The sequence below is a fragment of the Microbulbifer sp. Q7 genome (assembly GCF_001639145.1).
In the GTDB taxonomy this organism is placed as follows: Bacteria; Pseudomonadota; Gammaproteobacteria; order Pseudomonadales; family Cellvibrionaceae; genus Microbulbifer.
Window position 1 is genome coordinate 16,518 of sequence record NZ_LROY01000002.1, and the last position, 22,152, is coordinate 38,669.

Here is a 22,152-nt window from a genome sequence, read left to right on the forward strand (position 1 = left end):
CAGGTTAGCCCACTCCCTGAGCCATCAGCGCATTGGCTACACGGTGGAACGCGGCGATGTTGGCCCCGCGGTGGTAGTCCTGATAGCCGTCGTCCGCCTCGAGATGCGCGATGCACTGGGCGTGGATGTCTTGCATGATTTCCAGCAGCTTTTCATCGAGGTGCTCCTGCTCCCAGCGGGAAAAAGACGCATTTTGCGCCATTTCAAGACCGGATAACGCGACACCCCCGGCGTTGGAGGCTTTGCCGGGTGCGTGTAATACCTTGTGTTCCTTGAATAAACCGGTGGCATCTTCGGTGCAGGGCATATTGGCACCTTCCGCAACAATCTGACATTTATTGTCGATGAGTGCGCGCGCATCCTCCTTGTCGAGTTCATTCTGGGTTGCACACGGGAGGGCAATATCACACGGGAACTGCCAGGGTTTTTCCCCATCGTGCCAGTCACCGCCACTGTTGGACTGTATTGTTTTCAGGGTTTTGGTACTACCGTTCGCGGCATCAATTGCTGCATCGATATCTTTTTGCGGAATACCTTTTTCGTTGTGGAGGACGCCTTTGCTGGAAGACAGGGTTATCACCCGCGCGCCAAGCTGCACGGCCTTCTGTGCGGCATGCAGTGCCACATTGCCCGCCCCGGAAATAGACACGCGCAGGCCGTCCAGCTCTTGCTGCCGCTGTGCGAGCATGCAGCGCAGAAAATAGATCAGGCCGTAACCGGTGGCCTCCATACGCACATGGCTGCCGCCAAATTCGATGTCCTTGCCGGTGAGGGCGCCGGTAAAGGAATTGGCAAGCCGCCGGTAATGGCCAAAGAGGTAGCCAATTTCCCGGCGCCCCACGTTAATGTCTCCGGCAGGGACATCGGTGTTCTCACCGATATGGCGGTACAGCTCATTCATGAAGGCCTGGCAGAAGCGCATGATCTCGCGGTCCGAGCGGTCGCTGGGGTCGAAGTCGGAGCCGCCCTTGCCGCCGCCGATGGGCAGCCCGGTGAGCGCGTTCTTGAAGGTCTGCTCGAACGCGAGAAACTTGAGAACGGACGCTGTCACCGAGCGGTGGAAGCGGATGCCACCTTTGTAAGGGCCAACGGCACTGCAATGTTGTACTCGCCAGCCGCGATTCACCTGTACCTCGCCGTCGTCGTCCTCCCAGCACACACGGAATGTGATGATCCGATCGGCTTCACTGAGACGGGGTAATATTTTGGCGGAGTGCCATCCGGCGTGCTCGGCGTACTGCGGGTACACATCGTACGCCAGCTCCCGTATTGCCTGGTTGAATTCCGGCTCATCGGGGTTGCGCGTTTGTACCCAGGCAAGAAAGTCTTCCAGACCTTGCTTGTGCTGTTTGTCCATGGAGTCGCTCCGCTCGTTAATCCCGCTGGCTTGGTGCCCAGGTCGCATAACCATAGCTCAACCAGTGTCTACCAGTACCTGCCAATACCTACGCCAGCGCGCGGCATTGGGATTGCCGGAGCATAAAAAAACCCCGCAGGGCGGGGTTTCTTCCGTGTCACTGGTGGGTGCGCTTACCAGATGACCACGCGCTCCTCTTCCGGAAGGTACATGCCGTCGCCTTCTTTTACATCAAAGGCAGAGTAGAACGCCTCGATGTTCGGCAGGACGCCCTGGACACGATACTCCGCCGGTGAGTGCGGATCGGTTTTCAGGCGCTCGCTCAGTGCTTCGTCGCGCATCTTGCTACGCCATACCTGCGCCCAGCCGAGGAACACACGCTGATCGCCGGTGAAGCCATCAATTTCTGGTGCTTCTTCACCATTCAGGGAAAGCTTGTAGGCCTTGTAGGCGATACCCAGTCCGGACAGGTCGCCAATGTTTTCACCCAGGGTCAGCTCGCCGTTTACGTGTTCGCCTTCAATTGGCTCGAAGCCATTGTACTGGGCGACCAATTTGCCGGTCAGCTGCTCAAAGTTGTTGCGGTCAGAGTCTGTCCACCAGTTGTTCAGGTAACCTTTTCCGTCGAACTTGGAGCCCTTGTCGTCGAAGCCGTGGCCGATCTCATGGCCGATGACCCCGCCGATACCGCCGTAGTTTACGGCGTCGTCTGCGTTCATGTTAAAGAACGGCGGCTGCAGGATGGCGGCGGGGAAAACGATTTCGTTCATCGCCGGGTTGTAATACGCATTGACCGTCTGCGGACTCATAGCCCAGGCGCCACGATCCAGCGGTTTGCCCAGTTTGTCGCGCTCGTGCATGGTCTCAAACAGGGTCGCGGCAATGGCGTTACCGACCAGATCATCCGCCTTTACTTGCAGCGCGCTGTAGTCACGCCACTTGTCCGGGTAACCAATTTTGGTGGTGAAGTTATCCAGCTTGGTGAGGGCTTCCTGTTTGGTATCTTCGCTCATCCAGCTCAGGGACTCGATGGACTCCCGGTAGGCCGCCTTCAGGTTGTCCACCAGTTTCACCATGCGCGCCTTGGCTTCTGGCGGAAAGTATTTTTCCACATAGCGCTGGCCGACCAGTTCGCCGACAGAACCGTTAACAAACTGTACCGCGCGCTTCCAGCGGGGCTCCATCTGTTCCACGCCGCGGATGGTGGTGCTGTAAAAATCGAAGTTGGCCTGGGCGATTTCACTGTGCATATAGGGCGCAGCGGCAGAGAGCACCTTGAGTTTGAGGTAGCGCTTCCAGGTGGCCAGATCAGTCTCGGCAATGATTGTGTTGGCCGCTTCCAGGTATTCCGGCTGGCCGACAATGAACTCTTCAGCGCTCTCGAGGTGGGCCTTCTGCAGGTAGCTGTCCCACTCGATGGCCGGCATCATTGCTTTCAGATCAGCGAGTGTTTTCTTGTTGTAGTAGCGCTCGGGGTCACGGTTGTCCACACGGGTGCGGTGGTGCTCGGCCAGACTCTTCTCCAGCGCGTAAACCGCGTCGGCACTTTCCTCGGCATTATCGAGTCCGGCGATGCTTTGCATCTTGATCAGATATTCCCGATAAGCCTGCTGCAGCTTCTGACCTTTTTCGGAGTCGTCAAAGTAGTAATCGCGATCCGGGAGGCCGAGGCCCGCCTGCCACATAAAGGTGATGTAATTCTCTACCTGCTTCAGGTCCTGGTAAATTGTGCCACCAAAGGGCACGTTGTAGCCGACGGTGTCGGCGTAGGCAAAGAAGTCGCTCAGGTCTTTGCGAGACTGGATGGCGTCCACTTTGGCCAGTTCGCCGGCGATTGCGCTCAGGCCTTTTTTCTCGATCAGCTCCTCGTTCATATAGCTGTTGTAGAGATCGCCGATCTGTTTGGCCGCGGCACTGTTGGCATGCTCGCCAGCTTCCATAATCAACGCCTTAACTTCTTCCATGGCCTTGTCGCGCAGGATGCTGAAGCCACCCCAGCGGGATTTGTCCGCGGGTATCTCGGTGTTCTTCAGCCAGTTGCCATTGACGTAGGTATAGAAGTCATCCTGTGGGCGCACACTGGTATCCATAGCGCTCAGGTCGATACCGGAGCCAAGTTCGGCGGTCTGTACAGCGGCCGCTTCGGTCGCACCCTGGGTGCTCTTTGCTTCGGGGTTTTCGGACTGGGAGCAACCGGTGAGTGCGCTGCCGGCAATAGCGCCGGCAATTGCCAGAGGTAAAAGCAGTTTTTTCATGAATGGCCTTTTGGGCTTGTTATATTTTGCGGTCAGGGACCGGGTGGAACGAAATCAATCGTATAGTATGCACCGGTGTGGATTCGGAGCAAGCGGGCTTGCGGCCAGCTGCAGGCAAGGAGCGACGGATTTCGGCCAATAAAAAACCCCGCGACGCGGGGTTTTTTATTGGCCATTTGGCTCCGGATTAGTCCGGGAGGCGGAAGGTAATGGGTACCGAGAACTTGTACTCATCCAGCTTCAGCTGTGAAGGCGTGGCCGGGTAGGGGCCAGCGCGTTCCACTGCCTCCAGGGCCTCGCGGTTCAGGCTGGAATAGCGGGACTCCTGCAGGGTGTTCACGTTCGTTACGTTACCTCTGCTGTCGATGGTCACATTCAGGCGGACACTGCCCTCCTGACCGCGCTCCTGGGCGCGTTTCGGATAGCGAATGTGCTTGAAGGTATGGCGCAGCAGCATGGAATGGTAGATCTGGCGAGCCAGGATCATGTCGGCGGTCAGCGGGGCTTCCTCTTCTTCTTCCAGGTCCTCATCGTCTACCGGCGCGCCGGGGCGCGTGGTGGTGGGCTTGAGGGGCTTGGGCTGTGAAGCCGGCTGCGAGGTCGCCTGAGCGGCGGCGGTTTCGGGCTTGAGCTCGGGGCGTGCCGGGGCGGGCTTTTCGATCGCCGGTGCGCTGATCGCAGCCAGTGTGGGCGGCGGTATGTTGGCCGCAAGTGACGGCTGTGGGGAGGCGGCCGCAATCTGGGCGGACTCGGCCTTCGGCTTCGCCGGTTGAGCGGCGGCCTGCTGTTCTTGCTCTTGCTGGGCTTCCTGCTGGTCAACCATGGATGCTACCTGTGCGACACGGTCGGCACCCGGCTGCAGGGCCTCGTAGGTGGCTAGCAGGCCGGATGTCACCTCACCGGCGGACATCAGGTCGTCACGAAAGTCGGTGGAGGGGGGGACAGGGCCTATCCAGGCACGCAACAGTGTATTGAAGAACTCGCGGTCCTCAATCATGCCGAGCATGATGTCGTTGAGAGAGATCGAGGTTGTGCCGGTATCCGCTGCAAAGTCAATGCGCAGCCGGTCTCCCGCGACCAGGCGGCCTTTGAACAGGTTGGCGAAGGTCACCATGTTTTCCGCTTGGCTGGTCAGGGTGTTGCCGGGGTTATTAATGGCAATGCCTTCCATCCACTGGTTGCGGAAGCGGCGAGCCGACAGGCGGTCCGCAACAATCCGGACCTCCAGGCTGCGTGGCGTATTGTTATCGAGCAGGCTACTCGCGTCGCTGGCGAGACGCTCGGAATACACGGCAGCGATGTACTGGTCTTTGTTGAATTGTTGTTCCAGAGCGAGACCGTTCAGCAGCGGCGCGGCTTTTGCAGTCAGGGCCGTAGCGAACAACAGCAGGGCAATGACGAAGTTGGTCGTTTTCATTTTTGCTTTGGTATCTGATTGAAAGCCGGATGGGCAGAACCCGGCAGATAAAGCGCTGAAAAATCAATCAAAATACCCCAGAGTCATTTCCAGCCGCTTCGACCGCACCCTCCCCGAAAGGCACGGGGCCCCGCGCTAACCCGCTAAAAACCGTAGGGCATTTTTTACCCAGTGGCGGATAGAGATTAATCGAGGCTCTGCTCAACTCTACTTTAACTGCAATGGAGTTCAACCCTGAAGTGGGTAAAATGTCTCGTTTTTTTAAATCCGGGGATGGGGTGGGAAGACAGACGTAACTTTCCGCCTAGAATGCATGATCAGATGATTCAGCCCCGCCTGCCTGCAGGAAAGACACGATAATGACACGGGCGTGTACAGGAGCGAATAAAAGCCATTGGGCCGGCAACGGGCACTGAGGCACGAAGCAGGCACGGTTCGCCCGATTAAAGCTCCCTTTGCGTAGAAGATCGCGCATTTACTTCAACCGGTATCTGCAAATGCAAGTACCATTCAACGAACATTAACGACCAAGCCAAGAGTTTCATGAATTACAAGCCGCTCAGTGATTACCCGCGGGATGCGGTAGATCGTCTCCTGAATGTCATCCATCTCTTTCGCGATATTCGAGCCACCAGTGAATGGCAGTACGATGTCTTGCTGAAGCGATCGCGCCTGTCCACCCTGTCGCCCGGTGAGGCGTTGCTCCATGCGGGGGACGTGGATCAGTGGGTGTACTTCCTGCTGCGCGGCGAGCTGCATGTGCATGTTGATGACGACGCGGCGGCCCGCGGCGAGCGGCCCTTGGCGGTCATTCGCCCCGGCGAGGTGTTCGGGGACCTGTCCATGCTGTTGGCAAAACCCCGCAGTGCGACCATCGTGGCAGCCCCGGTCGGCCAGGACATTCAGGTGCTGGCGGTGGATTGCACCCTGTTTGGCGACCTTGAGGACTTCTCTCTGCTGCACCTGCCGACCAAGTTGGTGTTCTACCGCAATATGGTGCACTCGCTGCGCTGGAAACTTGAGGTCTATCGTTCCAAGTACCCCATGCACGAGCTTGCCAACAGTCATCGTCGCCTGAAACTGTACACCGGCCCCAAAAACAGTAAAGAAGAGCTGGTTGCCCTGGCCGGTCAGGCGCGAGACCTGGCACGGATCCTACTGGACTGGAATGCGGAGTTTGGCAGTGGCCAGCTCGCGGCCGAAGAGTCCGACATGACCGATTTTCTCGAGTCGATTCTTTCCTGAGCACCTTCTCTCTTTCCTGAGCACCTCCAGCTTTTCCCCGAGTGCTTCCCCGCCCGGTTTGCATGCCGGGCGAGCACCGGCCTGCGTGGCCGTGGCTTTACGGTCATGAATTCTGCGCTTCACTCTGAACTCTTGTCTGGTATCCCTGTGTTTCGCCGCACGCCCTGCCTGCCGCCGTGTTTTCGCCTATCGATTTCGCAATTCGGCAGCTTTCATCACTGCGTGGTCATCGTTTTGCGCATAAAATGCGTACAACTTTGAGTCTTTCGGCGGTTTACGCCGCTCTGCACCACGCACCTTCCGAGTAAACAGGAATACAGTAGGTATGAATTTTCTGCTTTCGTTCTGGCGGCAGCGCAATTATCGAATTGCCGCGATCGTCGCTCTCCTTGCAATTGTCTGGCTACTGAGTGGCGTGCTGTCCGCTGGCCGCGATGCCGCGCCTCAGATCAATGGTGCTGCAAGTACCAAGCGAGCCGCGGCGGAGAACATTTCTGTTCGCGCGCGCCGGATCGAGGCTCAGCCTTACACCACCCGTGTGATCGTCAACAGCCGTACCGAGGAAAACCGGAGTGTGCAGCTGCGTGCGGAACTGGATGGTGTGATTGCGGCACTGCCGGTTTCGGAGGGTGAACGTGTGGCCGCCGGTGATGTGATCTGCGAAATTGCTGCCGAAGATCGACCGGAGAAGCTGGCGCGGGCCCGCGCTACGCTGCGCAAGGCGGAACTGGATTATGCCGGAGCCAAAAAGCTCCAGGGGCGGGGGTTGCAGTCGGAAGCGGCCATGGCGCAGCAGGAAGTGAATCTGGCTATTGCCCGGGCCGAACTGAAGCGCGCGCAGGTGGACGTGAAGAACCTGCGGATTCGGGCTCCCTTCGATGGGCTGGTGAATCGTCGGGCGGTTGAGCTGGGGGACTTCGTCCGTCGGGGTGAAGAGTGCGCAACGCTGCTCGACCTGAACCCTATTCTGATCGTGGGTGAGGTATCCGAGTCACAGGTAGCCAGCCTGCAGCCCGGGAAGCAGGCCTCGGCGCAATTGCAGCAGGGTCAGTTGGTCGAGGGGCGTTTGCGCTATGTCAGCCAGCAGGCGCACCCGGTCACGCGCGCTTATCGCGTTGAGGTCGCGGTGCCGAACGCCGATGGGGCGCTGCGCAGTGGTATCAGTGCGCGTATGGCGTTGCCCACTGGAGATGTGCTGGCGCACCGTATCAATGCCTCCCTGTTGACGCTGGATGACCGGGGGCAGCTCGGCGTGCGTATTCTGGATGAGGAGCATCGGGTCCAATTTGTGAATGTGCGACTCGTGAGTGACGACAGCTCGGGTGTTTGGGTTGCCGGCCTCCCAGCCCAGTCACTGCTGATTACCGTGGGTCAGGAGTACGTGAGCGAGGGTGAGCAGGTGGCTGTAGAGCTGGAGGAGTCTGCCGGTGACCTGCCGGCGCCGGTATCCCGCGTGGACGGGGAGAGCCGAGGCTATGGGGCCGATCTGTTGAAAGCCTCCGCCGGCGTCGGGGTAAAACAGCCTGATGTGCCGTCTGGCGCGGTTGCGCAGGAGCCCGTGCAATGAAGCTGCTTGAGAGCGCGGTTAACCGCTTTCGCGCCAGCATCAGCCTGATGCTGCTGATTGTCATCATGGGCATTGCGGCGCGCGGTGCCATGACGGTGGAATCCAGTCCGGAAGTCAATCCGCCCATCGTTATTGTGCAGGTGATGCACGAGGGGATCTCACCGGAAGACGGCGTGCGCCTGCTGATTCGTCCCCTGGAGCAGGAGATCCGGGCGCTCGAGGGTGTGAAGGAAGTGATCGCCACCGCCCGCGAGGGGCTGGTGTACCTGGTGATCGAGTTCGACTCGGCGCTGGATATTGACCTTGCGGTGGATGAGGCGCGCAACGCGGTGGACCGGGCGAAAGCTGAATTGCCGCGGGATGCGGAAGAGCCCATCGTTGAGGAAGCCTCGGCACAGCCATTCCCCACGATCGTGGTAACCCTGGCGGGACAGGGGATTAGTGAGCGCGAGATGCTGCGCAGTGCTCAGGCACTGCAGCGCAAAATTGAAAATATCAGCGAAGTGTTGAGCGCGGAGATCAATGGCAATCGTGAGGAGGTTGTGGAGGCGACCATCGATCCGGTGCGCCTGGAGCACTACCAGATTACCAGCGGCGAACTGATTAATGCGGTGCTGGGCAATAACCTGCTGATCCCCGCCGGTGAAATGGATGTGAGCAAGGGCCGTTTCTCCGTCAAGGTGCCGGGCCTGATCGAATCCGCTGAGGATGTGTATCAAATCCCGCTGAAGCGCTCCGATGACGGTGTTGTGACCCTGGGGCAGGTGACGGATATCCGTCGCACCTTTAAAGATGCAACCACCTACACCAGCGTGAATGGGCGCCCGGGACTGGCCATCAATGTGGAAAAGCGCACCGGTGCCAGTTCGGTGGCGCTTGCCGATACCGTCCGCGACGTGGTCAATGCCGAGCGGGAGTACCTTCCGCGGGGCGTTCAGGTGGACTTCGTGTTTGACCAGTCGCAGGTTGCGCGGGATATGGTCAGTGAAATGGAGGGCAATATCCTCACCGCGATGTTGCTGGTGATGATCATCGTGGTGGCGGCACTGGGTTTTCGCTCCGGATTGCTGGTGGGGTTTGGTATTCCGTTTTCGCTGTTGTTTGGTGCCATCATCGCCTGGTATCTGGGTTACTCCTTCAACTTCATGGTGATGTTCGGCATGTTGCTGGCGCTCGGCATGCTCATCGATGGCTCCATCGTGATTACGGAGTTTGCCGACCGTAAAATGGCCGAGGGGCTGTCCGCTCGGGTCGCCTATTCAATTGCGGTGCGTCGTATGTTCTGGCCGGTGGTGGCCTCGACCGGAACCACGCTCGCTGCCTTTTTGCCGATTATCTTCTGGCCGGGCGTTGTCGGTGACTTCATGCGTTACCTGCCGGTGACCGTGTTCGCCGTGCTGGCGGGCTCACTGGTGTACGCCCTGTTTTTTGCCCCGGTGCTGGGCTCGGTGTTTGGCAAGTCCGGAGTGGACCTGGCGGATCAGCAGTATCTCAAACAGCTGGAATCCGGTGACCCCAAGGGGCTACAGGGCGTTACCGGGCTTTATGCACGCCTGCTCGACCCGGTTGTGCGTCGCCCGATCACTTCATTTTGCGCGACCATCCTGACCCTGGTGGGTATTTTTGTTGCCTTTAATGTCTTCAACCCCGGGGTAGAGTTTTTCACCGATACCGAAGAGCAATACGGCAACGTCGAGGTTCGGGCGCAGGGCAACCTGTCCATGGAGGAAAAGAAAGCGCTGGTGTCCCAGGTGGAAGCAGCGGTGATGGGGGTGCCGGAGGTTCGCGTGGTGTACTCGGCGATTGGCTCCGGTGGGATTTCCGGTAATTCGGAAAAGTCCCCGGACCAGATTGCCAATTTGCTGGTGGAGTTGCTGCCGTCGATGGAGCGGGAGCGCAAGAGTAAAGAGATATTTGCCGATATCCGCAAAAGCACCGCGAATTTTGCCGGTATCAAGACCACGGCCAATGCATTTGAGGGCGGCCCGCCGGTTGGCAAGGATATTGTGCTCGAGCTGCGCAGCCGCGATTACGATCAACTGCTCGCGGAGACCTGGCGCCTGCACCGTGCCATGGTGGGTGAATTCGATGGCCTGCGCGACATCGTTAACACGGCGCCGCTGCCGGGTATTGAATGGGAGGTCAAGGTGGACCGCGCCAAGGCGGCACTCTACGGGGCGGATCTCACCGGAGTGGGGCGCGCCGTTCAGCTGGTTACCAACGGGGTAATAATGGCTGAGTACCGCCCGGATGACTCGGATGAGGAGGTCGACATCCGCATCCGCTACCCGGAGCATGCGCGGGGGATCACGGCGCTCGACGAGCTTAAGGTGAATACGCCCAACGGCGCGGTCCCGGTCAGCAGTTTTGTTTCCACCCATGCCGGCCCCAAGGTGGACAAGATCGAACGCATCGATGGCATTACGCGGATGCAGGTAAAGGCCGATGTGGAAGATGGTGTGCTGGCCGACGACAAAGTGCGGGAGATTCGGCAGTGGCTGGCGGAAAACCCGGTGGACGACCGGGTGGAGTTACTGTTCCGTGGTGCCGATGAGGACCAGAATGAGTCGCTGACGTTTCTGCTTGGTGCCTTCCTGTTGTCGCTGTTCCTGATGTTCATCCTGCTGGTGACCCAGTTCAACAGCTTTTACCAGTCTGCGCTGATCCTCTCTTCCGTAATCATGTCCACCGCGGGTGTCATGCTGGGTCTGACACTCACCCAGAGCACCTTCAGTGTCATTATGACCGGGGTGGGGATCGTGGCACTGGCGGGTATTGTGGTGAACAACAACATCGTGTTGATCGACACCTATAACTATGTGCGCAAAGCCGAACCGGAATTGAGTCAGAGTGCGGCTGCGGTGAAAGCGGCGGCACAGCGGTTGAGACCGGTATTTTTGACCACGGCAACCACGATCCTCGGCCTGTTACCTCTGGCATTGGGGGTGAGTGTGGATATGGTAGGCCGTACCGTGGTGGTCAACGGGGTGATTGCTTCTTTCTGGGTAAAGCTCGCCAGCGCCATTGTTTACGGGCTGACCTTTTCCACCCTGTTAACGCTGATTGTGACCCCGGTGATGCTGGCGTTGCCATCCTCGCTACAGCAGCGGATGCAGCGGGTAATGCCTGAGCGTTTGCGCGCGGTAAGAGAAGGCTGAACACGCCTGTAGGAGGCAGGGCACGGCGAGCCCGCCCTGCGCATCAGAAAGATTCTTGGACCAGTGGCTGAAAACGAAAAAACCCCGGCGAGCCGGGGTTTTTTCGTTCCAGGAGCTGGAAATAACCGCTTAGGATTTTGCCTTTGGCGGGCGACCGCGACGGCCTGGCGCTTTCTTGGCGGCGGAAGACTTGGCCGGGCGGCCTGGCTTTTTCTTGGCTGCCGCAGACTTGGCTGGACGGCCAGGCTTCTTGGCCGCAGTTTTAGCCGCAGACTTCTTGGCTGGACGGCCGGGCTTCTTTTTGACTGCAGACTTTGCCTTGGCCTTAGCCTTGGCAGCAGCTTTCTTGGCCTTTTCAGCGGCCTTTTTCTTTGCAGCAGCAGCCTTCTTCTTCTCAGCAGCGGCTTTCTTCTTGGCCGCAGCGGCAGCCTTCTTCTTGGCGGCAGCGGCCTTCTTCTTGGCAGCAGCAGCGGCTTTCTTAGCAGCGGCAGCCGCTTTTTTCTTCTCGGCGGCAGCTTTCTTCTTCGCGGCGGCAGCGGCTTTCTTGGCAGCGGCAGCGGCTTTTTTCTTCTCAGCAGCGGCCAGCTTCTTGGTAATGGTGGCCTCTTCCTTGGCTACTGCCTTGGCGACTTTGGTGGCCAGTGCGTTTTCGGCGCTGATCGTGGCCAGCTTGGACTTGGCATCGGCAGCGGCAGCTTTGGCGGCGGTAGCGGCCTTTTTGGCAGCAGCTGCAGCAGTCTGAGCGGCCTTCAGTTGCTTCTGCTGAGCGGCAGACTTCTTCTTTGCGCGCGCGGCTTTTACCTTGGCGGCAGCAGCCTGAGCTTTCTTGGCTGCCTTATCGGCTTCCTTGGTAGCTTTCTCGGCTTCCTTCTGTGCAGCGGCTTCTTGAGTGCTGCGTGCTTTTTCGAGCTGGCTCTTCAGTGAGGCGAGCTCCGCTTCCAACTTCGCTACGGCGCTCACTTTCTTAGCAGTGGCTTTTTTACGTGCGGCCATAAAATATCCCTGTGTCTAAATTTAGTATTTAGGTGTTATTTTGGATGAGTGGAATTCATCGCGCTAATTGCAGCTTATTTATATACTTGAATGCAAGTGTTTTAAGGGTGTTTTTACTCTCTAATGAATAAATTTAAGGTTTTTTTTACATTTATCGCGTTTTTGTGGCTTTTGTTCTGTGGGGCAGGGGCTATTTTCGCAATCGCGAGCGGTGACGGCGGTAATTCTATGCTGGCCTGGCTGGGGCTATTAATTAATGCCTGGGCGCTGCCGGTTTGGATGCTGTTACGTTATCGGTACCCGGAAAAATTCGCCGGTGATTTACGTGCGTCGGGTGCGCTATTTGGTGTTTTGGTGGGGTTGGCGATCGTGCTGCTGACAGATACGGCGCTTGGTTTGCCGATTTATCTGGCGATTGGCAATCTGTTTGTCCTGCTCGTTTATCTCTATCACCTGAGCACGGTGATGCACCCGAAAATGCCAGCGGTGGATGACAAATTCCCCCAGCTTGAACTCGCTGGTGGGCAAAATTGGGAGGCGAGACAATTTTGTTCCGCCCGGCATCTACGTGGTGTGCTCGTGGTCTTCCTGCGCGGTGCCTTTTGTGCCGCCAGTCGGCGGCAGCTCCACCAGTTGCACGGGCTGATGCCGGAACTTGCGCGGCGCAACATCGGCATGCTGCTGTTGAGTGGGCAACTGCCCGCCCATTGGCCCGCCTCTCTGACTGCTGAACGTACCGCGCTTGCCGGTGAGGATTGCCGATTGGAGCAATTGGATATCGCTGGAACCAACGCACAAGGGTTTATTGCTGGGTCCGCCGCCCCTTTTTTGCTGCACGCTTTCCGTCGGCCTGCACGCTGCACGAACGCGGTGCGTCCGAGCGCCTGGCTTCTGGATGCAGACGGATACATTCTATGGCGTGAATTGGCGATGAATTACCGGGTTCCGGCGGAGGCGGAAAATTTACGCAGCCAGTTGTCGCGCGTCGAAGACTGATTGCTGGGGTTCGTGTGTGGTGTCACCTTTGCCCGCAGGTTTTCTCCGTAGCCAGCGATTTAGATTGGCGCAATGGGGTCGACCCATTGCGCCATTTTGTGAAACTTTTCAGGGGCTTACCGCTCGGGGTTGGCACCGTGCGAGCGCTTGCCGGGAAATGGCTTACAGGGGGCCGTAGGGCAGGTAGCGGTTGTCGGAATGCTCGCGAATCCACAGCAGCTGTTCTCGCTGTAGTGGCGCTTTTCGCTGGCGGAGGGATTTCGCCAGTGGAATTACCGGAGATTCCGCGCCTCCCCGCCACTCCGGCAGCTGCATCTCTGCCAGGGTGAAAAAGCGGATCAAGGCCCAAAGTTGAGCTTCGTTCCAGTGCGCGGCTTCTGCGAGCCATTGAGCAGCGGGGACACCGGCGAGCCAATGGGCAAGCTGAATGTCCTGGTCGATGGACTTAAGGTCCGGTGCGTTTTCGCCGCTCTCTTCCCCCAGTGCGTGGATGATCTTTGCCAGTAACACGCGGTCGATCTCGGTGCGGGACTGGTCGTTGGAGGCTTGGTTTTCTGGTTCCCAGGCGCCGACACTCATAATTACTCCTATAAAAGGTAGGCATGCGATTGAATGGGGCGGATTATACCTACCTGTGTGCGCCGCTCTACCTGCAACCGCGTGCGCGCGTCTTTCGGCGTGCACTGGCGGATGGATGGCGGGCGCGGAATTTAGCATAATTCAACGGTACCCCTGATGTAGGACCCGCACTGGCGGGGAATCCTGTTTGGCGGTGCCAACCAACTGACCATTATTCGCCTGGGGGCCACGTGGATTACATAGACCAGCCAATTGCTGCGCAAAAGCGCATTGCCCTGGTGGCACACGATAACCGCAAGTCAGCATTGATCCAGTGGTGCAACAAACACCGTGGGATTCTCGAGCAGCACCAACTGCTGGGTACCGGCACGACCGGCAGCAAAATTCAGGCAGCCACCGGTATGCCGGTGGAGCAGCTATTCAGTGGCCCGATGGGAGGGGATCAGCAGCTGGGGGCAAAAATCTGTCAGGGAGAAGTGGACATCCTCATTTTTTTCTGGGACCCCTTCGAGCCAATGCCCCACGATCCGGATGTGAAGGCGCTGCTGCGGATCGCGGCGGTATGGAATATCCCGGTGGCGTGTAACGCGAGCAGCGCGGATATGATGATCCAGTCAGCGCTGATGGCGCAGAGCTTTCCCCGGCAAATACCTGACTATCAAGGCTATCTGGCGGCACGAAAGGATGAATTGGCTGTATGATTTGTGAGCTTTTGCACGTCAGGGCGGCTCCAACGTATTGATTTTAAAGGGCTATATCTGTTGCGCGCAGGTTGCACTTGCATTGATGGCGATTTCCCGGCAATCTTCCCCCCCTGATTAGACCGGTGTGTCCGGCGAATTCGAATTGAAAAACAGTACGGTGTTTTATGAGTAGACGACGCGGTAAGGCCGTAGAAGAAGAAAAGGCCGATATTGACCTGACGCCCATGCTGGACGTTGTGTTTATCATGCTGATCTTCTTTATCGTGACGGCATCCTTCGTGAAAGAGAAGGCGCTGGACGTGAACGTGCCCGATCCAGATCAGACTGAACAGACTCCGCCGGACCCCGACAAGCAGAATATCCTGATCACAGTGAACTCTGCGGATGAGATCTGGATGGGGCAGAACCGCATCGACAGCCGTGCCGTGCGTGCCCGTATTGCGCAGATGTTTGCGGAAAACCCGCAGGCGATCGTGATTATCCGTGCGCACAACAAGTCCAGTGCGGACACTTACGTGACCATTGCTGACGCGGCGAAGGAAGTGAACCCGAATATTCAGGTATCCCTGGTTCCTTTCGACGATAAGAAGTAACGCGCCAAGCAAAGGGGCTGCGTTAGAAAAATGTTCTAGCGAAAAGCCGACCTGCAGAAGAAAGCCAGCAATTGCTGGCTTTTTTTGTGTCTGCCGATTGGCTTTTGCGGGTCAAAACTCCGAGCGGATATGCCACAAGTCCGGGAAAACCGGTTTGAACAGGGTGCTCTGGAGGTAGCCCACACCGCTTGAGCCGCCGGTGCCCATCTTGCTGCCAATGGTACGCTCCACCATTTTCACATGTCGGTAGCGCCACTGCTGCAGCGAGGTGTCGATATCCACCAGGGCTTCGCAAATGTCACTGACCAGCGGATCGTTACGGTAAACGTCGATCAGCACCTTCTGCACCGCAGGGGAGGGTTCCGCAGTCTGGCTGAAGTCGCGCTCCAGCACGGAGGACGGAATATCATGCCCCTCGTGGGCAAGAAACCGCAGGAACGCATCCCACAGGGTCGGTGCCTGCAGGCGCTTTTGCAGACGCAGATAGTGCTCGGAGCCGGGCGCGTAGTTTTCCAGCTTTTTCGAATCCTTGGCGCCGTACAGGAACTCCAGTTCGCGGAACTGGTACGACTGGAAGCCGCTGGCGGTGGACAAACGGTCGCGGAACGACATGAACTCCAGTGGCGTCAGTGTTTCGAGGATATCGACCTGCTGAATCAACGTGCGGTAGATAGCGTCGATCCGTTTCAGGGTATGCAGTGCGCGATTGCGTTCCCCCGCGTTGAACAGGCGCACCAAGAAATCCAGCTCGTGGAGAAGCTGCTTGAACCAGAGTTCATAACTCTGATGAATGACAATAAACAGTAGTTCATCGTGCTCCGGGCCCTCAGAGAGCGGTTGCTGGCACTTCAGCAGGTCATCTACCTTCAGGTAGGAGCTGTACGTCACGGTCATGGGTGGGTAATTCCTTTGTCTCATTTTGCGACCGAAATTTCTATACCGGTTTTCGCAAGGATGGGATTCTGATGTTGCGTAAATGTGCAAAACTGTGGCCGTATTATAAGGTGTTAGGCCGCTATATTGGAAAAATCCGCTCAATGACCGCGAGCCCCACAATCCGTTACCCAAACTGGTTGAATTGGACCTCGTGCCGGAAGACGGAGTGGCTAAACTAGTGACTTATTGCCTGTGACCGTAATTCACGCTTGGGGTCACACAATATTTGCCAGAACAAAACCTGTGATAACCACACATAATGCGGAGCCCGCTATGCAGAGTACATGCGCAGAAATCCAGGCCCAGTTGTCCGACCGGGTGCTGGAAATCACCATCAATCGGCCGGAGCGTAAGAACGCGCTCACCATGGCCATGTATTCCGCGATGGCCGAGTTACTCAACAGCGCTGCCAGTGATCCGGGCGTGCGCGTGGTCATTCTCTCCGGCACCGGTGGTGTGTTTACCAGTGGCAATGATTTGGGTGACTTTCTCGGCGGCTCCGCGTCCGGAGAGGAGTCGCCGGTATTTCAGTTCATGTCGGCGCTGTATCAATTTCCCAAGCCGCTGGTTGCCGCAGTCAGCGGGCCGGCAGTGGGCATCGGGACCACGATGCTGCTGCACTGCGATCTTTCTATCGCCGATGACGACGCGCTGTTCCAGATGCCTTTCGTCAATCTGGGGCTGTGCCCCGAATATGGCTCCAGTTTCCTGTTGCCCCGAATCATGGGGCACGCCAAGGCCTCGGAGCTTTTACTGCTGGGGAAAAAGTTTGACGCCCAGACCGCCGCCGATGTGAATATCTGCAACGAGGTGGTTTATTCGGGAGAGGCCCTGGGACGCGCGCGCGAGTACGCGCTGGAACTGGCGCAGAAGGCGCCTGAAGCAGTGCGTCTGACCAAAAAATTGTTGCGTCAGGGTACGATGGAAACCGGTCTGGCGGCGATTCGTGAAGAGGCGGGACACTTCCAGAGTCGTCTGCAATCGGAAGAGTTTCGTGAGGCGGCTACCGCGTTTATGGAAAAGCGGCCGGCGGATTTTTCAAAGTTCGACTAGCTTTTGGCTTCAGTGTAGATTTTTGAAATATTTAAATCGTTCAAGTTAAAAAAATATTCTAAAGGGTCGCTTTTGGCGGCCCTTTTTGTTTTTTTAGGGTCGAAGATCGTGCCCTGCGACACTCGCATTGATCCCGTGAGCATGCGTAATGTGACCCTTTTTGGTGGTTGGCCCTTTAGGGCTAATGGCGTGCCTGTCCGTGTATTTTTTGTGATTTTTATCCGTTAAAACCAGGGGGGATACATGATTCTCGTTTTGCGAGCCGGTACACTGCTAGGGCATTGGTTTCCGGGCCAGCCAACGGCCGTTGGCCGTCCCCCCTGTCGCACGGTGCTGAATCGATAAGATCCAATAACGCGGCGGGGGTTAATTTTTTCGCAGACATTCTGCGGTAACCTGATTTTCAGGACCATGATGATAGCGTCCCGCTTTTTTTACTCCTTACTCGCGTCTGCGGCGAGGCTTTCCCTGGTGTACAGCCTGTGCACCGCCGCCATCGGCGCGCTTTTGCTGTGTTCCACCGTGGTCATGGCAACGCCCTCGCTTGAGCCGATTGCCATTCGCGCACTTGAGGATGGGAGCAAGCGCACGGGCCAGGCAGCTATCTGGCACGATCCATCCGGGCGTGCCGGGCCAGAGGCGGCGCAGGAGGCCCTCGCGCGGGGCGCCTTTCAGCCCTTGCCGGGTGCCGGGTCCACCGGCTTGCAAAAAGGGAGTCACTGGTCGCACTTTGCACTTCACAACACCACTGCCGACGCGGTTACCCTGCATCTGGAGTATGTAGATCACCAGCTGATGCGGCTGCAGGCTTACGCTCGCCCCATCGGTTCTACAGGCGGGTATGACAAAGTTGCCGAGCAGGCCATGGGGGATCCATTTTCTGCGCGCCCGGTATTTCACAACCGGTTCGTGGTGCCCGTTACCCTGAGTGCCGGTGAAACCCTCGAACTCCTCGTGCGGTTTGATTCGGAAGAGGCCGGGTTCGTGTTCCCGTCCATGCGAATCTGGACACCGGAAAGGCTGAGCCAGGCACACACTGGCGAAACCTCGGTACTGGCCTTCCTTTTTGGTGGTATTGCGCTGATCTCTCTGTTCTCCCTGATCGTGGGCTTGACCACGGGCGAGTCCAGTTTTTTTGCCTACTTTGTGTACGGCCTTTCGAAGATCGTCGCTTGGGGCACCATCATGGGATTTGCCCATCAGTATGTGTTGCGCGATGCGTTTCACTGGCACTACATGTCGGCCGCGGGAGCGGTCAGTATTCTGTGTGGTGTCGTATTTGATCGGTTATTCCTGCAAACCCGCAAATACACTCCCAGGCTCGATTACATTCTGCTGCTGATGATGCTCAACGCCTGTGTGCTGCTGGCCAGTGCGCTGTTGCAGGTTAAGGCTCTGGCCTTGATTACCATTACGCTCGCATTGTTGATGTACCCCGCAAGTACCATCATCGCGCTGGTGCGCTGGCGTCAGGGGTCGAGCGAAGCCGCAGTATTTGCTGTGGGCTGGACACTGCTGTTGCTGGGTTTGTTTTACCAGGCTCTGCGCGATCTCGGTTATGTGGAGCACAATCTGGTCAATTACTATTTGCCTCCATTGAGTTCATTCATCGAGATGGTGACCATCATGGCGGCCATGGGGATGAAGTTGCGCCGGGTACGGCTGCAAGGGCTTGAGTCCGAGCGACAGTATCGCCGGCACCTGGAGGAATCCAAGGTGAAGCTGGAGGGGCTGGTACGCGCCCGCACCGAAGAGCTGGAAAAAGCCAAACAGCAGGCCGAGCAGGAAGCGCGCACGGATCCCCTGACCGGCATCTGCAACCGGCGCAGTTTCCTCGCCGAGGCCAGCCTGTCGATCAAGCGCGCCCAGCGCAAGGGCGAACCGGTCAGCCTGCTGATGTTCGATATCGACCACTTCAAGTCGATCAACGACAATCACGGCCATGGCGTGGGCGATGAGGCGCTCCGCCAGTTTAGTCAGACGATTCGAAAAACGGTGCGCGAGACCGACGTATTCGGGCGTTTGGGCGGTGAAGAATTTGCGCTGTTGATTACCGAGACTCGGCCTGATTCCCTGCACACGGCAGAGCGCCTGCGCAACAGTATCAGCGGTATTCGTCTGGATGCCGCAGGGGAGACGGTGCAATTTACTTCCAGTATTGGCATTGCGTACCGCGACTCAGACGTTACCGTTGAGCAGTTGCTGCGTCGTGCGGATCAGGCGTTGTACTGCGCTAAAAAGCGCGGGCGCAACATCGTGGTGGAGTATGCCGCAGATGCATCGCCCGAGGATTCCCCATCGCAGACTGGCTTCCAGATTGAAATGGTGGATGGTGCAGAGCAGGAGCCAGCCTGAGTTTAGCGGCCTACTGCACTATTTTGATCCACTCGCCGGGTTTGGGTTCGCCGCGCGGGTAGTACCCATTCAGCAGGCGGAGTTGCTCTTCGGCGTACTCGCCAATCTCCATATGGCGGGCCAGGGATGAAAACGTGGTTTTCTCGTTGGCTTGCACATACTTCACCCGCTTGATATCTGGCGTCACCATATCCGTTTTACGCAACGGGCGGAAGCTGCGGATACTGGTCAAAAACAAGTTGTCGTACTCGGTTTCTGCTTCCGATTTTGAAGGCTTTTCCTTCACCCGGCCCTCGAGAATGTACTGGCGGCTGCCGTAGAACAGCACCGCGACCCGGTCTGGCACGTCTTCGCCGCTCACGGGCAGCTTGCCGGTATGTCCCTCCAGGCGATACTGGTTGAGCGCTTCGTCCTCCTCCAGACTGCGGACATCGTACACGCCGCGCAGGGCCATATCCGCCGGCTGGTTACCGTCGCGCTTGGCGACCCGGATTGTCAGTGTGGCCGAATTGTCCGGTGCCTTACCCACAATGGCGGAACGCTGGTTCTCCACTTCCCAGCCATCCGGAAACAACAGCGAAAAGCCGAGGCTTTTGTGATTAAAGCGATTTTTTTCGCTTTCCTGGGCATTCTGCCCGTACACAATGCCCTCGGTTTTTTCCCGGTAGTACTCGACCTTGGTCACTTTCTTGTCTTCCGGCAGCTCGCCGGCCGCTGCCACCACCTCGCGCAGTCGCACATCATTGCGTGGATGTGACGAGAATACCCCGTGATAGGTTTGCTGCTTCTTGCCCTCGACACGCGCGCGGCGGCGGGCAAAGGTCTCCTGGTCCTTCAGCAGCGCAATCACGTTGATCATGGACTGGGGATCGTATCCCGCGTTGTACATGTACTGTGCGCCGAAGCGATCCGCCTCCAGTTCCATATCGCGGCCATAACCTTTCACCGCAGCGGTACTCCACAAGTTGGCGACATCGCCCACCACACCACTGCCGGTCACCAGCACAGAGAGAACCGAGGCAACGCCCGCACCTGTGGCTGCCGTTTTCTGGCGGACTGCGTGGCGGGCCGTAATGTGACCCACTTCATGGGCCAGTACCGCGGCCATTTCTGCTTCCGATTGCAGATAGGTGAGCAGCCCACGGTTGATGTAGACGTAACCGCCGGGCAGGGCAAATGCATTGATGTCCTGGCTGTCGATAATCGTGAAATGATAAGTGAGGTCCGGCCGATCACTGGCTTTGGCGATCTTCTCACCCACGTGTCTCACATAAGCGGTCAGGATGGGGTCGTTGTAAATCGGGGTGCTCGCCACCAGCTTTTCGTGCATTTCGCGACCAATTTTGATCTCTTTTTCCTCCGACATCAGCACGAGGTCCGGGCGATTTGTGGCCGGATTGAAAGCGCAGCCGGCGGCCGTCGTCAACAAGATGGCGGCCAACAGTTTATTGAGCGTGTGCATCGCTATCTCCTGTCGTTATTGTTTCCAGTGAGCATCGCCGCCGTGCTAGCGGCTGGCGGATTGAGGCGGTAACAAAAACTCCTGCAGTTGTGCCGCCATGCCTTTGCAGGCGTTGTTCTGTACCCGCGCAATCAGCGGAATCGGCACAACAATGGCGGGCATGTAGGAGGTGCCCTGGGCATCCGCGCTGATCTTCCCGGATAGCTCCTGGTCCCGGAAGTCCCACACGGCGGCCTCGTAATCCGATTCCTTGTCCCAGGTGCCGAAGCCAAAGCAGCCGGCCCCGGCGGTACCAATGGAGCAGCCGATGGAGCCGGCACTGGAGGTGGTCTCGGTAGAGCCATCAATCCAGACGATGTACTTCACCCCATATTTCGCCATGCGGTCGCGCACATCGGGAATGTCCATCAATTTGTCGAGGGACTTGATATGCATAGGTGCGGTGCGCGGTTCGAACCAGGGGTACAACGCATCCACAAATTGTCGCTCGGGAATGACGTTAACCCCCGCGCTGGGGTTGTGCAGGGTTTTTCCCACGCAGTCGATCAGGTCCGGCTCGGTTTCGTAGTCGCTGGAATGACGGCGGCCGAGAATCACCACAGAGTCGCCAACGGCGAGCTCGCCGGTGCTGCGCCGGTATTCATCGATCACCACGGTGGTACACCCGCTGGAAAACAGCGTCAGGACCGAAATCGAAAAAAGTGCGCTCAGGAATTTCACCAGTACATCCTCCTTGAGATTTCCGCGTACCGGGTACACGGACGGAATTTCCAGACTCCGCTGGAAACTATTAGTCGCTACCTGTTTGCTTCATGCTCAGGGCGCGTTGTTTGTCGGCGATGAGTGCCTGCAACTCAGGCACACGCTCAAAACCCGTATACAGGGTGGCCCCGGCATCGCGCAGCGCCACATTGATGGCCTGAGCCAGTGCCGCTTCCTGGGATTTCAGAAAGGCGGTAGGGGTTTTTCCGTAGGCGGTGATGACCCATTCTGCCACCGACTCACCCTGTTGGTTGTAGGCGTGCATGTCGTACTTGATCCACACTTCGAAAATGTTGACACGGGTTTCCCGGGGCATAGTGAATTGCAGTTCGCGCACCTCGGGGACAATCACCAGGTCCAACCCCTGTGGGAGGTCGGACGGGTATTGCGCGAGGTTAATGGTTTCCTGGAACATGGAGCCCAGTACCGTTTCAAACAGGTTTCTCTGCGCGCGACCGGTGTCGATGTTCCACTCATCGCGATCATCCCGGTTTTCGCTATAGGTAAACTGCCGGAAATCATCACTCAAATAAACGCCGACAGTCAGAGGGTGGGGGTCGCCCACCGGTGCGGGGAACTCGCCATCCACCGACACCGTATGGGCACAGGCGGTCAGCAGACCAGCCAGCACTACCAAGGTGAAGGTTCGGATCGTGCCAATTCCATTTAACAAGCGATTCATGGTTTGCTCCCGGGTTTCTCCCAACCCAACGTCGTCTT

General features: G+C 57.7%; 17 protein-coding genes. 8 read left to right on the forward strand and 9 right to left on the reverse strand.

The window, feature by feature from the left end:
* Positions 1–4: 4 nt before the first annotated feature.
* The 3 genes from gdhA to AU182_RS05800 all read right to left on the reverse strand — a co-directional run bounded on the left by gdhA (position 5) and on the right by AU182_RS05800 (position 5,029).
* The gene (gene gdhA / locus AU182_RS05790; RefSeq protein WP_066962294.1) at positions 5–1,357 is read right to left on the reverse strand and encodes an NADP-specific glutamate dehydrogenase; all 1,353 of its coding nucleotides are present in this window, start codon (positions 1,355–1,357) and stop codon (positions 5–7) included.
* A gap of 173 nt (positions 1,358–1,530) precedes the next feature.
* Positions 1,531–3,612, reverse strand: a complete 2,082-nt coding sequence (locus AU182_RS05795) for a M13 family metallopeptidase (protein WP_066962297.1) — start codon at positions 3,610–3,612, stop codon at positions 1,531–1,533.
* Positions 3,613–3,799: 187 nt separating this feature from the next.
* Positions 3,800–5,029 (reverse strand): TonB family protein, encoded by a 1,230-nt coding sequence (locus AU182_RS05800; RefSeq protein ID WP_066962300.1) that lies wholly within the window; start codon positions 5,027–5,029, stop codon positions 3,800–3,802.
* A gap of 543 nt (positions 5,030–5,572) precedes the next feature.
* Between AU182_RS05800 and AU182_RS05805 the strand changes: the two genes are divergently transcribed.
* The 3 genes from AU182_RS05805 (at position 5,573) to AU182_RS05815 (ending at position 10,999) form a co-directional block, all read left to right on the forward strand.
* A complete protein-coding gene (locus AU182_RS05805) occupies positions 5,573–6,274 on the forward strand; it encodes a cyclic nucleotide-binding domain-containing protein (RefSeq protein ID WP_066962303.1) in 702 nt (233 codons plus the stop codon).
* 325 nt (positions 6,275–6,599) lie between these two features.
* Complete coding sequence (locus tag AU182_RS05810) at positions 6,600–7,841, forward strand: efflux RND transporter periplasmic adaptor subunit (protein ID WP_082859255.1); 1,242 nt, start codon at positions 6,600–6,602, stop codon at positions 7,839–7,841.
* Entirely contained in the window at positions 7,838–10,999 is a 3,162-nt protein-coding gene (locus tag AU182_RS05815; protein ID WP_066962306.1) for an efflux RND transporter permease subunit, read from the forward strand. The genes AU182_RS05810 and AU182_RS05815 overlap by 4 nt, the downstream gene beginning before the upstream one ends.
* A 129-nt stretch (positions 11,000–11,128) precedes the next feature.
* On the opposite strand, the gene AU182_RS16650 is transcribed toward AU182_RS05815, so the two are convergent.
* Positions 11,129–11,992: a hypothetical protein gene (locus AU182_RS16650; protein ID WP_066962309.1), complete on the reverse strand. Its 864-nt coding sequence runs from the start codon at positions 11,990–11,992 to the stop codon at positions 11,129–11,131.
* A gap of 123 nt (positions 11,993–12,115) precedes the next feature.
* Between AU182_RS16650 and AU182_RS05825 the strand changes: the two genes are divergently transcribed.
* Positions 12,116–12,988: a hypothetical protein gene (locus AU182_RS05825; protein WP_066962312.1), complete on the forward strand. Its 873-nt coding sequence runs from the start codon at positions 12,116–12,118 to the stop codon at positions 12,986–12,988.
* Between the two features lie 162 nt (positions 12,989–13,150).
* Here AU182_RS05825 and AU182_RS05830 read toward each other — a convergent pair whose 3' ends face one another.
* Positions 13,151–13,567 (reverse strand): hypothetical protein, encoded by a 417-nt coding sequence (locus tag AU182_RS05830; protein WP_066962315.1) that lies wholly within the window; start codon positions 13,565–13,567, stop codon positions 13,151–13,153.
* 230 nt (positions 13,568–13,797) lie between these two features.
* Between AU182_RS05830 and AU182_RS05835 the strand changes: the two genes are divergently transcribed.
* Both AU182_RS05835 and AU182_RS05840 read left to right on the forward strand, forming a co-directional pair.
* Positions 13,798–14,268: a methylglyoxal synthase gene (locus AU182_RS05835; protein WP_066962317.1), complete on the forward strand. Its 471-nt coding sequence runs from the start codon at positions 13,798–13,800 to the stop codon at positions 14,266–14,268.
* Between the two features lie 167 nt (positions 14,269–14,435).
* Positions 14,436–14,864, forward strand: coding sequence for a biopolymer transporter ExbD (locus tag AU182_RS05840; RefSeq protein ID WP_066962320.1), 429 nt, complete (start codon positions 14,436–14,438; stop codon positions 14,862–14,864).
* Between the two features lie 111 nt (positions 14,865–14,975).
* Here AU182_RS05840 and AU182_RS05845 read toward each other — a convergent pair whose 3' ends face one another.
* Positions 14,976–15,758 carry a tryptophan 2,3-dioxygenase gene (locus tag AU182_RS05845; RefSeq protein ID WP_066962323.1) on the reverse strand — a complete coding sequence of 261 codons (783 nt, stop codon included), beginning with the start codon at positions 15,756–15,758 and terminating at the stop codon, positions 14,976–14,978.
* Between the two features lie 315 nt (positions 15,759–16,073).
* Here AU182_RS05845 and AU182_RS05850 point away from each other — a divergent pair, with 315 nt between their 5' ends.
* Positions 16,074–16,853, forward strand: a complete 780-nt coding sequence (locus AU182_RS05850; RefSeq protein WP_066962326.1) for an enoyl-CoA hydratase — start codon at positions 16,074–16,076, stop codon at positions 16,851–16,853.
* Positions 16,854–17,264: 411 nt separating this feature from the next.
* The gene (locus AU182_RS05855; RefSeq protein WP_227718144.1) at positions 17,265–19,208 is read left to right on the forward strand and encodes a diguanylate cyclase; all 1,944 of its coding nucleotides are present in this window, start codon (positions 17,265–17,267) and stop codon (positions 19,206–19,208) included.
* A 10-nt stretch (positions 19,209–19,218) separates the two neighbouring features.
* Here the strand turns inward: AU182_RS05855 and AU182_RS05860 are convergent, their stop codons facing one another.
* From AU182_RS05860 to AU182_RS05870, 3 genes are read right to left on the reverse strand one after another with little or no spacing between them, the layout of a single operon-like run.
* The gene (locus AU182_RS05860) at positions 19,219–20,670 is read right to left on the reverse strand and encodes a M48 family metalloprotease (RefSeq protein WP_066962329.1); all 1,452 of its coding nucleotides are present in this window, start codon (positions 20,668–20,670) and stop codon (positions 19,219–19,221) included.
* A 45-nt stretch (positions 20,671–20,715) separates the two neighbouring features.
* On the reverse strand, positions 20,716–21,429 hold the full coding sequence (locus AU182_RS05865; RefSeq protein WP_227718145.1) for a hypothetical protein: 714 nt from the start codon (positions 21,427–21,429) through the stop codon (positions 20,716–20,718).
* A gap of 31 nt (positions 21,430–21,460) precedes the next feature.
* Complete coding sequence (locus tag AU182_RS05870) at positions 21,461–22,114, reverse strand: hypothetical protein (RefSeq protein WP_066962332.1); 654 nt, start codon at positions 22,112–22,114, stop codon at positions 21,461–21,463.
* Positions 22,115–22,152 lie beyond the last annotated feature (38 nt).